Origin of the sequence: Aquabacterium sp. UBA2148, from assembly GCF_002328915.1 — a bacterium.
GTDB lineage: Bacteria > Pseudomonadota > Gammaproteobacteria > Burkholderiales > Burkholderiaceae_C > Aquabacterium > Aquabacterium parvum.
Genome location: NZ_DCXA01000107.1, coordinates 18,844 through 29,363 on the forward strand (window position 1 = coordinate 18,844; position 10,520 = coordinate 29,363).

The 10,520-nt window shown below is 68.7% G+C and carries 12 protein-coding genes; 7 read left to right on the forward strand and 5 right to left on the reverse strand.

Annotation, left to right across the window (positions count from 1 at the left end):
- Both B2W70_RS05805 and B2W70_RS05810 read right to left on the reverse strand, forming a co-directional pair.
- A partial coding sequence (locus tag B2W70_RS05805) for a hypothetical protein (protein ID WP_286743753.1) occupies positions 1-314 on the reverse strand: 314 nt, incomplete at its 3' end.
- A gap of 117 nt (positions 315-431) precedes the next feature.
- Positions 432-2,447 (reverse strand): cation:proton antiporter, encoded by a 2,016-nt coding sequence (locus tag B2W70_RS05810; RefSeq protein WP_286743754.1) that lies wholly within the window; start codon positions 2,445-2,447, stop codon positions 432-434.
- Between the two features lie 94 nt (positions 2,448-2,541).
- Here B2W70_RS05810 and B2W70_RS05815 point away from each other — a divergent pair, with 94 nt between their 5' ends.
- From B2W70_RS05815 to lptC, 3 genes are read left to right on the forward strand one after another with little or no spacing between them, the layout of a single operon-like run.
- Entirely contained in the window at positions 2,542-3,546 is a 1,005-nt protein-coding gene (locus tag B2W70_RS05815; RefSeq protein WP_286743755.1) for a KpsF/GutQ family sugar-phosphate isomerase, read from the forward strand.
- Between the two features lie 3 nt (positions 3,547-3,549).
- Positions 3,550-4,137, forward strand: a complete 588-nt coding sequence (locus B2W70_RS05820; RefSeq protein ID WP_286743757.1) for a KdsC family phosphatase — start codon at positions 3,550-3,552, stop codon at positions 4,135-4,137.
- Positions 4,134-4,814 (forward strand): LPS export ABC transporter periplasmic protein LptC, encoded by a 681-nt coding sequence (lptC, locus tag B2W70_RS05825; protein ID WP_286743759.1) that lies wholly within the window; start codon positions 4,134-4,136, stop codon positions 4,812-4,814. Before B2W70_RS05820 ends, lptC begins: the two co-directional genes overlap by 4 nt.
- A gap of 60 nt (positions 4,815-4,874) precedes the next feature.
- Here lptC and B2W70_RS05830 read toward each other — a convergent pair whose 3' ends face one another.
- Together B2W70_RS05830 and B2W70_RS05835 are read right to left on the reverse strand one after the other, a co-directional pair.
- The gene (locus tag B2W70_RS05830; protein ID WP_286743760.1) at positions 4,875-5,348 is read right to left on the reverse strand and encodes a hypothetical protein; all 474 of its coding nucleotides are present in this window, start codon (positions 5,346-5,348) and stop codon (positions 4,875-4,877) included.
- A gap of 157 nt (positions 5,349-5,505) precedes the next feature.
- The gene (locus B2W70_RS05835) at positions 5,506-5,949 is read right to left on the reverse strand and encodes an RNA recognition motif domain-containing protein (protein WP_286743761.1); all 444 of its coding nucleotides are present in this window, start codon (positions 5,947-5,949) and stop codon (positions 5,506-5,508) included.
- 250 nt (positions 5,950-6,199) lie between these two features.
- On the opposite strand from B2W70_RS05835, the gene B2W70_RS05840 reads away from it, so the two are divergent.
- From B2W70_RS05840 to B2W70_RS05850, 3 genes are all read left to right on the forward strand, one after another.
- A complete protein-coding gene (locus B2W70_RS05840; protein ID WP_286743763.1) occupies positions 6,200-7,174 on the forward strand; it encodes a hypothetical protein in 975 nt (324 codons plus the stop codon).
- Positions 7,167-7,568, forward strand: coding sequence for a YchJ family protein (locus B2W70_RS05845; RefSeq protein WP_286743765.1), 402 nt, complete (start codon positions 7,167-7,169; stop codon positions 7,566-7,568). Before B2W70_RS05840 ends, B2W70_RS05845 begins: the two co-directional genes overlap by 8 nt.
- A 200-nt stretch (positions 7,569-7,768) precedes the next feature.
- On the forward strand, positions 7,769-8,803 hold the full coding sequence (locus B2W70_RS05850; protein WP_286743768.1) for a sterol desaturase family protein: 1,035 nt from the start codon (positions 7,769-7,771) through the stop codon (positions 8,801-8,803).
- Between the two features lie 16 nt (positions 8,804-8,819).
- Here B2W70_RS05850 and B2W70_RS05855 read toward each other — a convergent pair whose 3' ends face one another.
- Positions 8,820-9,086 carry a YkgJ family cysteine cluster protein gene (locus tag B2W70_RS05855; RefSeq protein ID WP_286743770.1) on the reverse strand — a complete coding sequence of 89 codons (267 nt, stop codon included), beginning with the start codon at positions 9,084-9,086 and terminating at the stop codon, positions 8,820-8,822.
- A 200-nt stretch (positions 9,087-9,286) separates the two neighbouring features.
- On the opposite strand from B2W70_RS05855, the gene B2W70_RS05860 reads away from it, so the two are divergent.
- Positions 9,287-10,520 (forward strand): tRNA uridine-5-carboxymethylaminomethyl modification enzyme MnmG/GidA (locus B2W70_RS05860; RefSeq protein ID WP_286743771.1); only part of this gene is annotated, 1,234 nt, incomplete at its 3' end.

Below are 10,520 nucleotides of genomic sequence, written 5' to 3' on the forward strand. Positions count from 1 at the left end.
GGCTCGGTGACCAGCGGGTGGCGGGCCAGGGCCTGGGGCAGGGACGTGAGCTGCCGAAAGGACAGGTCGAGGGTCTCGTGCAGGCTGTCGAGCCGCTGCTGGGCCAGGCCCAGCTGTTCACGCCGCTGGTCTTCGAGCTGATCGGCGATGCCCCAGGCCGTCAGGCCACCCACCGAGACCGTCCACACCGCCGCGACCACCCAGATGCGACGCAGCGTCTGCCTCAGGGCGGTCAGTGGGGGCAATGCGGTGGCAGCGCCATCGGGCTGTGGGCTGGGGGGCGCGTCGGGCGCAGGCGGGGGCGCGAGGCTCATCGGGCTCTCCATGGCGCCGACAGCAGGCCGCAGTGACCCTGGCGCATTGTTGTTGGTGCGAGTTTGCCCGTGTGGCCGCCTGCGTGGCTAGGGAGATCCACGGGCCCCGTGGGCCATTCAACCTTTGAGCAACAAGGTCTCGGCCCGCGCCAGGGCCTGTGGGCGGCCTGAGATCACCAGGGTGTCTCCGCCGTCCAGCTTCAGGCCCATCGATGGCGTCTCGACGCGGCCGTGGGCGCGCCGCACCGACACCACGGTCACGTCGAGCAGGACCTCGTGCAAGGCGTCTTCCAACGTTTGACCGATGGCGGCGGCGTCGGGCGTGAGCGTGACCGAGCGCAGGCGCTGCAACTCCAGCTCGTCCACGCTGTCGTCGTCGGCGCCGTGGAAGTAGCCGCGCAGCAGGCCGTATCGCGCGATCCGCTGGTCCTGCACCAGCCTGATCACGCGGCGGATGGGCACGCCCACCAGCGCCAGCGTCTGCGAGGCCAGCATCAGCGAGCCCTCCAGCGCCTCGGGCACCACGGCGGTGGCGCCGGCCTGCTGCAGCTCGTCGAGCGGGGCGTCGTCGATGGTGCGCACGGCCACGGGCACCTGCGGCGCGTGCTCGCGCACCAGCCGCAAGATCTTGCGTGCCGAAGCGGTGTGCGGGTAGGTCACCACCAGCGCACTGGCGCGCGACAGCCCGGCTGCCTGCAGGCTCTGCAGCCTCGTCGCGTCACCGAAGGACACGTGCTGACCGGCCGCCTGCGCCTGCTGCACGCGGTCGGGGTCGAGGTCCAGCGCCATGTAGGGGATGCCTTCCTGCTCCAGCAGGCGCGCCAGGTTCTGGCCGCTGCGCCCGTAGCCGCAGATGATGACGTGGCGGTCGGCGTTGATCGAGCGCGAGGCGATCTTGGTCATCGCCAGCGACTGCATCAGCCAGTCGGTGGACGACACCCGCATGACGATGCGGTTGCTGTACTGGATGATCAGCGGCGTGGCCAGCATCGACAGCACCATGGCCGCCAGCAGCGGGCTCTCCACCCTGGCCGGGATCAGGTGGCGGTCGGCGGCCAGCGTGACCAGCACGAAGCCGAACTCACCGGCCTGCGCCAGGTAGAGGCCGGTGCGCAGCGCCACGCCGGTGGGCGCGCCAAAGGCCTTGGCCAAGGCCGTGACCAGGCCCAGCTTGAAGACCACCGGCAGCGTGGCCAGCACCAGCACCAGCGCCCAGCTGTCGACCAGGCTGTGCCAGTCCAGCTTCATGCCGATGGTGATGAAGAACAGGCCCAGCAGCAGGTCGTGGAAGGGGCGGATGTCGGTCTCGACCTGGTGCTTGTAGTCGGTCTCGGCGATCAGCATGCCGGCGATGAAAGCACCCAGCGCCAGCGACAGGCCGAAGTGCTCGGTCAACCAGGCCAGGCCCAGCGTGACCAGCAGCACGTTCATCATGAACAGCTCTTCGCTCTTGCGGCGCGCCACCAGCTTGAGCCACAGGTGCATGAGCTTTTGCCCGCCGGCCAGCAGCAGGGCCAGCAGCACCGCCGCCTTGGCGAAGGCCCAGGCCAGCACCTCGGTCATCTCGGCGGCGCTGTCGCCCAGGGCCGGGATCAGCACCAGCAGCGGCACCACGGCCAGGTCCTGGAACAGCAGCACGCCCATCACGCGGCGGCCGTGTTCGGTGTCGAGCTCGATGCGATCGGCCATCATCTTGACGACGATGGCGGTCGAGCTCATGGCCAGTGCGCCACCCAGCGCCACGGCGCTTTGCCAGTTCAGTCCCCAGCCCAGCAGCCCCCCCTTGACCCCCAGCCAGGCCAGGCCTGCGCCCAACGCCAGGTGCCCGATCAAGGTGGCCGCCATCGTCAGGGTGACCTGGCTCAGGCCCAGCCCGAACACCAGCGAGCGCATGCTGCGCAGCTTGGGCAGGTTGAACTCCAGCCCGATGACGAACATCAGGAAGACCACGCCGAACTCGGCCAGGTACTCGATGCCCGCCGAGTCCTTGGCCAGCGCCAGCGCGTTCGGCCCGATCACGATGCCCACCGCCAGGTAGCCCAGCATGGGCGGCAGCTTGGCCAGGCGGCACAGCACCACACCGATCACGGCGGCGAAGAGGTAAAGCAGCGTGAGCTCGAGCGTGGATGCCATGTTGTCCCTAGAATCTCCCGATCGTAACTGCCATGGTGGCGGTGTCCGCCCGGGCGCCGCGTTGTCGCCCTGGTGCCACCGTGATGTCCTGCCCGTGAGCCACCACCTTCCCGCCCTCAGCCCCGCCGAACTGGTCGACCTGGCCCGACAGGCCCTCGACATCGAGGCCCGTGCCCTGACCGAGTTGCGCACCCGCCTGGGCGGTGACGCGGGTCACGCATTCGTGCGCGCCGTGCAGACCATGCTGGCCTGCCGCGGCCGGGTCGTCATCATGGGCATGGGCAAGAGCGGTCACGTGGGACGCAAGATCGCGGCCACCCTGGCCTCCACCGGCACGCCGGCCATGTTCGTGCACCCCGCCGAGGCCCACCACGGTGACCTCGGCATGGTCCAGCCCGGCGACGTCGTGCTGGCCATTTCCAATTCCGGCGAGAGCGAAGAGCTCACGGCCCTGTTGCCCGTGCTCAAGCGCCAGGGCGTGCCCCTGATCGCCATGACGGGCAAGCCGCAGTCTTCGCTGGCCCGCCACGCCGACACCGTGCTCGACAGCGCCGTGGCCGTCGAGGCCTGCCCGCTCAACCTCGCGCCCACCGCCTCCACCACCGCGCAGATGGCGCTGGGTGATGCGCTGGCCGTGGTGCTGCTGGACGCGCGCGGCTTCAAGGCCGAAGACTTTGCCCGTTCGCACCCCGGTGGTTCCCTGGGCCGCAAGCTGCTCACCCACCTGCGCGACGTGATGCGCAGCGGCGATGCCGTGCCGCGCGTGGCGCCTGACGTCGGCTTTGGCGAGGTGATGTCCGAGATGAGCCGCAAGGGCCTGGGCGCCACCGCCATCGTCGATGCGCAAGGCCACCTGCTGGGCATCTTCACCGACGGTGATTTGCGCCGCAAGATCGAAGCCGGCGTCGACCTGCGCACGCTGTCCGCCCGCGAGCTGATGAGCCCCTCGCCGCGCACCATCCGCGACGACGTGCTCGCCGCCGAGGCCGTCTCCCTGATGGAAGACCACCGCATCAACACCCTGCTGGTGACCGATGCCAGCGGCCAGCTGGTCGGCGCCGTCAACACCAACGACCTGATGCGCGCCAAGGTGATCTGAGCCATGCGAACCCTGACCCCCACGCTGCAGTTCCCCGCCGCCCTGCGCCAGCAGGCCCAAGGCATCCGCGCCGCCATCTTCGACGTCGATGGCGTGCTCACCGATGGCACCATCTACATCAGCGAGGCCGGAGAATCGCTCAAGGCCTTTCATGCGCTAGATGGCCACGGCCTGAAGATGCTGGCCCAGGGCGGCATCACGCCCATCGTCATCACCGGCCGCGACTCGCCCTCGGTGCGTCGCCGCTTGAAGGACCTGGGCCTGGTCAACGCCGTCTTTGGCGTGCACGACAAACTGGCCGCAGCCGAGCCCCTGCTGGCCCAGCTCGGCGTGAGCTGGGAGCAGACCGCCGCCATGGGCGACGACTGGCCCGACCTGCCGCTGCTCACGCGTTGCGGCTTCGCGGTGGCCCCGGCCAACGCGCACCCCGAGGTCAAGGCCGTGGCCGACCATGTCAGCCCGCTGGTGGGTGGCCATGGTGCTGCCCGCGAATGTTGCGACTTGCTGCTGTGGGCCACCGGCCGCTACGAAGCGCTGTTGCGCGGTCACCTGCAGACGCTGGACACCAACAGCGACGGGCCCAAGGCATGAGCGGGGCCTCGCCGCAGATGGACTGGCTCGCGCGGGCGCAGTCGGCCGCACCGCTGGTGCTGGCAGGGGTGCTCGCGGGCTTCACCTGGTGGCTGGTTGTTTCTTCGCCCGACGTGGGCTCTGCCGCCCGGCCACCCGAGCCCGATCGGGGCACGCCTGACTACGAACTGGCCCATGCCCGCCTGGCGCGTTTCGACGCGAGGGGGCGGCTCGAGGCCGTGATCGATGGCGAGCGCATGCGCCACTACCCGGTCACGCAGACCGTGCAGATCGACGCCATGCAGCTGGCGCTTCGCCACCCCGACGGCAGGCGCGTGCTGGCGCAGGCGCGCGAAGGCGAGTGGAGCGAAGGCAAGGGCCTGGCCAGCCTGGTGGGCCAGGCCGATGTGCGCTTGGCGGACGCCGCCGCAGCGCTGTCAGCGCAACAGGCGACTGGCGCGAGCGAAGGTGCCAACGCTGGCGCGGGCCAGGAACGCCTGGGCCCTGGCGTCACGCAGATCCTGGGTGAAAGGCTCGACCTCGACACCCGCGCTCGCGTGCTCACCTCGCAGCAAGCCGTGACGGTGCTGCGCGAAGGCAGCGCGGTGCGGGCCCAGACCCTGCGCCATGACGAGCCCGCCGGTCTGACGGACCTGGGCGGGCGTGTTCACGGCAGCCTGGTGTCTTCGCCTCGTTGAAGGCGATCGCCCGGCCTCTGGCGCAACGGGCAGGGGCGGTCGCCAGGTGGGCCTTTGACTTCAGTCGTGGCCGTGACCCCGACCCTTGCCATGGCCCTTGCCGTGACCCCGGTCGTGGTCGCGGTGGTCGTGGCGGTCATCGCGATCGTGGTACCGGTCGTCATGGCGGTGTTCGTCATGGCGGTGGTCCGGGCGACCCTGGCTGGGGTAGCGGCGGTCGTCGTCACGCACGAAGTACACCGGTTGGTTGCAGGCGCTGTAGCGCGAGCAATAACGCCTCCAGTCCTTGGCATGCCCTGGTGGCACGCGCATGTAGATGGGGCGCTGGCGCACGCCGTACGCAGGTGGCGCGATGATCACCGGTTGCGGGTACACCAGCACGGGTTGTGTGTTGCCGATGTCGATGCGACCGTAAAAGCCGGGCTGGTTGATGCCGATGCTCACGCCGACGTCCTGTGCCTGGGCAGGGACGAAAGAAGCCGAAGCCGAGAAGGCGGCGATGGCGAGCAGGTGGCGGATGGTTGTGGTCTTCATGGTGGTTCAACGCGCTCGCGTGGGCTGACGATGACAGGGGCCTGTTTCGATGCGTGACGCGCGTTTCAGTCCCCAAAAATGAAACAGGGCCCCAAAGGGCCCCGTTCAAGGTGCAGGGCGTGAAAGCCGCCCCGCGTGGGTGTGGTTCACCCGGCGATCAGTAGCCGCCGCGGCCGTAGCCACCGCCGCCGTCGCCACGGCCACCGCCGTAGCCACCACCGCCGCCTTCGCGACGGCCACCACCACCGTAGCCACCGCCGCCGCCTTCGCGACGACCGCCGCCAAAGCCGCCGCCACCACCACCGCCGCCGTTACCGCCACCGTAGGGGCTGCGGAAACCAGCAGGACGTTCTTCACGGGGGCGAGCTTCGTTGACGACCACTGCGCGGCCGGCCACGGGCTGACCGTTCAGGCCGTTGATCGCGGCTTGCGCCTCGGCGTCAGAGCCCATTTCCACGAAACCGAAGCCCTTGGAGCGACCGGTTTCACGGTCCATCATGACCTTGGCGGAGCTGACGGAACCATATTGGGAGAAAGCGTCACTCAGATCCTGATCACGCACGGAGTAGGCCAGATTGCCCACGTAAAGTTTGTTGCCCACGAGTGAGCCCCTTTCAAAGTAACCATGTGGAGCTTCAACCCATCAGGACCCATTCCAAAGACGGTGCCGCTTCCAGACACAGACCGGATCATTATGGGTGAAGGTTTTGGGTTGCACCAGGGTTTTCCGCCCGTATTTTTCGGCAGACGACCACATTGCGCGGGTTTTGTGGTACGGGGTCCTCAGGTTTTCCTAGGGGCCAGCCCTATGATCGGAGCCCATTTGTCGCTCAACCGAGTCCGAAAACACGATGCTCATTTCTCCTGACGTCCCCATCCGGTCCGCCAGCCGGCAGCGCCGTTTCGACTGGTGGCAGGCCTTGGTGCGGGTGCTCTCGAGCATCGAGGCGGTGCGCGACGGACGAGCCATGTATGTGCTGCTGGCCGCTTACGCCGGCGCGGGCACGGCGATGGCGTCGGCGATCAGGGCTTACGGGCAGGGCGGCTTGCCCCTGGCCATCGGGTTGGGCACGGCGGCGCTGTTCATCGCCTTCTACGGCAGCAACGCCGCGGGCCTGATGCTGATGGACAGGGCGCTGGGCCAGCCGGTTCGCGACCCGCGTGACGCGGTGTTTGACGCCCTGGGCATTGGTCACCGGGTGCTGCTGGCCCTGCTGGTGATGCTGGTGGCGGCGGCGGTGCTGTCTGCGGCGGTGCTGGGCCTGTACTGGCTCAGCGGCCTGGGTGGCCTGGGCGTTTGGTTGTTTGCGCTGGCGGTGCCGGTGACGGTGTTGCTGATCGGCCTGGCGATGCTCGCCGGGGTGGCGGTGGTGGCGCCGCTGACCGGGCCCACGGTCTGGTCGGGTGCCTCGAGCTGGCAGGCGGTGCGCACCTTGTGGCGCCTGATCCGCGAGCGCCTGCTCCAGGCGGCTGTGCTGACCGGTGGCGTGAGCCTGGCCACGGGCCTGGTGGGGGCGGCCACCAGTGCGATGGTGCTGGTGGGCGGCCGCGTGATGGCCGAGGCCTCGGTGTACGTGCTGGGCGTCAATGTGCCGCCCCAGGTGCTGATGGCGGGCCTGTTCGGCCGCACCGTGATGATCGCCGACGTGTCCACCGTGGCCGCGCGCGACCTGACCTACATCTCGGCGGCGTCGCTGGGCGGCGGGGTCATCTTCGCGCTGGCGCTGGTGTTGCCCACCCTGGTCTACCTGCGCGGGGTGTGCGAGGTCTACCTGGCGCTTCAGGCTGCCGACGAGGCCGAGGCACATGGGGACACCGATGACTGACCTGGCCCCTTCTGCGCCCTGTCCGTGCGGATCCGGGGCGGCCTACCTGGCCTGCTGCGGTCGTTACCACGCGGGGCCCTTGCACCTGCAGGCGCCCGACCCGCAGGCGCTCATGCGCTCGCGCTACAGCGCCTTCGTGCTGGACCTGCGCGACTACCTGCTCGCGACCTGGCACCCCGATCACCGCCCCACCGGCATCGAAGCGCCGGAGCCTGGTCTGCGCTGGCTGGGTCTGCAGGTCAAGCACTCGGCGATGCACGGCCCGGACCGAGGCGAGGTCGGGTTCGTGGCGCGCAGCAAGCTGGGTGGTCGGGCTCACCGCTTGGCCGAGCGCAGTGAGTTCGTGCGCGAAGGTGGGCGCTGGTTCTACACCTGTGCACTGGACGCTGATTGAGCCGCGACAGCAGTGGGGCGCAGGCGCCATTGCGCGACAGAGCCTCGTCGATCTGACACAGCGCAAGCGCGCGGCCCCCTTACTCGAGGGGTTTAACGCGTGCCGAAAGGGCTTCCCCGGGCGACAAGGCGCGGGCATGTCTCTATGGTTCAGGCGTTGACGAACGAGTCAGCGACGAGCAACCGAACACCGAGCCCGACATGATCGAGAAGTTGAATGTCATCCAGGCCATGATGGCCATCCTGGGCCTGTCGGCCGTGGCCATCACCGCGCTGGAAGGCGTGATGATCGGCCGCCGAGCAGCGCAGGGCCGCGAGCCCTATGACTGGCGTGCCTTCTGGACGACCGTGCGCATCAACCTGTGGCGCGTGGTGGTCGAGTCGATCCCGATGGGCGTGGTGCTGGGCGCCTCGCTCCCGTTTGGCGCCTGGATGTACGAGCAGCGCCTGTGGACGGTGCCCATGGACACCTGGTGGGGCTGGGTGGCGATGTTCCTGTGCACCGAGTTCTTCTACTACTGGATGCACCGTGCCGGCCACCGCATCCGCTGGTACTGGGCTTCGCACCAGGTGCACCACTCGGGCAACCAGTACAACCTGGCGGCGGCTTTTCGGCAGTCAATCACTGGCAAGGTGACGGGCGGTTTCGTGTTCTTCGCGCCGCAGTGCCTGCTGGGTTTCTCGCCCGATGCGGTGCTCATCTCCTACGGCCTGAACCTGGTCTACCAGTTCTGGATCCACACCGACATGGTGCCCAAGCTGGGCTGGATGGAGGGTGTTTTCAACACGCCTTCGGCGCACCGTGTGCACCACGCCGCCAACGTCGAGTACCTGGACTGCAACTACGGCGGCACGATCATGCTGTTCGACCGGCTGTTCGGCACCTACGTGGAAGAGAAGGACGGCGTGCCGATCCGCTACGGTTTGGTGAAGTCGCAGACATCGAACATCGCGCTGTGGGTGCTGTTGGCCGAGTGGGTGGCCATTGGGCGAGACCTGCTCAAGGTGCGCAACCCGCTGCACGCCTTGGGCTACCTGTTCGGGCCGCCTGGCTGGGCGCCCCACGGCCGTGGGCTGACCACCGAGGGGCTGCGCGAGAAGATGAAGCAGCTGACGGGCGAGGCCGCCGGGGCGCCGCCGGAGTGGTTGCTCGATGGCAAGGATGTGCCGCCTGCGGGGGCGGGTGCCTCCGAGCCGGCAGGGGCCAAGCGGGCCGAGGCCCTGTCTAGGGCCTGACAGACGCTGAGGCGCCTCAGGCCTTGGGGCGAACCTGCGTGGCCTCCTCGAGGTGACCGAGCCACCGCATGGCTTGCTCACGGCTGTCGCCGCACATCTCGGCCGATGGTTGCAGCGAGCCGCACACCGCCGGCCGTTCCGGTCGGCCAAAGAGGCGGCAGCGCAGCGCCTCGTCGAGGTGAGGGCAGGGCACGCCTGCAGGCTTGCCGTGAGGCAGGCCGGGCATGGGGCTGCTGATGGAGGGGGCGATGCAACAGGCGGCGCAGGCAGGGCGGCAATCCATGGCCGCGATTGTGCGCTCGAGCAATGGATGTCGGCACCGGCGGTGTTGGGCCAGGTGTGACACCGTGCCTGTGTCGGGCCTGCTTGGCTCGCCTGCTCACCCGGATGAATGCCGATGCCCGCGATGAAGCCACGGAATCCCCCACCGAGGGGAAGCCCTGGGTAAAATGGAAGGTTGCTCAAAAATGAGGCAGAGCGCCCATGCTGTATCCCCAAGAATTTGACGTCATCGTGGTCGGCGGTGGCCACGCCGGCACCGAAGCCGCCCTGGCTGCGGCCCGCATGGGCTGCGCCACGCTGCTGCTGACCCACAACATCGAGACGCTGGGCCAGATGAGCTGCAACCCGTCGATTGGCGGCATCGGCAAGGGCCACCTGGTCAAGGAGGTGGACGCGCTGGGCGGGGCCATGGGCCTGGCCACCGACGAAGGCGGCATCCAGTTCCGCATCCTCAATTCGAGCAAGGGCCCGGCCGTGCGCGCGACCCGCGCCCAGGCTGACCGCATCCTGTACAAAGCGGCGATCCGCAAGCGCCTGGAGAACCAGCCGAACCTCTGGATCTTCCAGCAGGCGGTGGACGACCTGATGGTCGAGGGCGACGGCGAAGGGTCCCGCGTGGTGGGTGCGGTCACGCAGGTGGGCATCCGCTTCCGTGCCCGCGCGGTGGTGCTGACGGCCGGCACCTTCCTGGACGGCAAGATCCACGTCGGGCTGCAGAACCACAGCGCTGGCCGCGCAGGTGACCCGCCCGCGATCTCGCTGTCGGCGCGGCTGAAGGAGCTCAAGCTGCCGCAAGGCCGCCTGAAGACGGGCACCCCCCCGCGCATCGACGGTCGCAGCATCGACTTCTCCAAGCTGACCGAGCAGCCTGGTGATGGGGTGGGGCTGGTGGGTGGCTGGGGCTTGCCCGGCGCGCCGCTTTCCGCGCCCACGGGTGCTGACGTGCCCGTGTTCAGCTTCCTGGGCTCGCCCGAGATGCACCCGCGCCAGCTGCCTTGCTGGATCACGCACACCAACCAGCAGACGCACGACATCATCCGCTCTGGCTTCGACCGCAGCCCGATGTTCACGGGCGTGATCGAAGGGGTGGGGCCGCGCTACTGCCCCTCCATCGAGGACAAGATCAATCGGTTCGCCGACAAGGACTCGCACCAGATCTTCCTGGAGCCCGAAGGCCTGACGACGAACGAGTTCTACCCCAATGGCATCAGCACCTCGCTGCCGTTCGACATCCAGCTCGCGGCCCTGCGCTCGATGCCCGGCCTGGAGAGCGCCTACATCCTGCGCCCCGGCTACGCGATCGAGTACGACTACTTCGATCCGCGCGAGCTGAAGTCCACCTTCGAGACCAAGGCCATCGGCGGGCTGTTCTTCGCCGGCCAGATCAACGGCACCACGGGCTACGAAGAGGCCGGCGCGCAAGGCCTGATCGCGG